The sequence below is a fragment of the Roseibium sp. AWQ4_290 genome (genome assembly GCF_056160985.1).
In genome coordinates this window covers 1-406 of sequence record NZ_JBSWYG010000071.1, presented here as the reverse complement: position 1 = coordinate 406, position 406 = coordinate 1, and the positions used below count along the sequence as shown (strand labels likewise).

The window sequence follows — 406 nt, the reverse complement described above, 5'->3', positions numbered from 1 at the left end:
ACACCCGGCGGCCATCGGAAAGGGTAATGTCAACCCGGTTCGCACAAATAGGTTCCAGGGGTGAGACAACGCTCCCTGGCGCGGCAGGACAAGCTGCCGGGGCCAGTTCCAGCTCAACGAAAGACCCGTCCTCAACATTAACCTGGTTAGTTGGCGCGGAGGCAAAGCGCGGATCCTTCAGCCAATTGTGGATCATATTGGCATTTGCCGAATACCGGCGCGCCACCTGCGCAACCGATGTGCCGGGACCACCCGCTTGCTGGCAGATCTCCCGCTTCTCCTCATCAGACCAACTCCGCCGTTTCTTTCGTTTGCTCATCACGCGCCTTTAAGTGTCCATTTGCATAAGTGGACACTTAAGGCGCAAAATCGAAAAGCGGGAGGTGGGGTTCAGCGGACGCTCACT

Annotated in this window: 1 protein-coding gene; it reads right to left on the bottom strand. The window is 57.6% G+C overall.

What is annotated here, in order from left to right:
• The coding region (locus ACXAH0_RS25180) for a transposase (RefSeq protein WP_475196049.1) at positions 1-319 on the bottom strand (319 nt) is incomplete at its 3' end.
• Between the last annotated feature and the right edge of the window lie 87 nt (positions 320-406).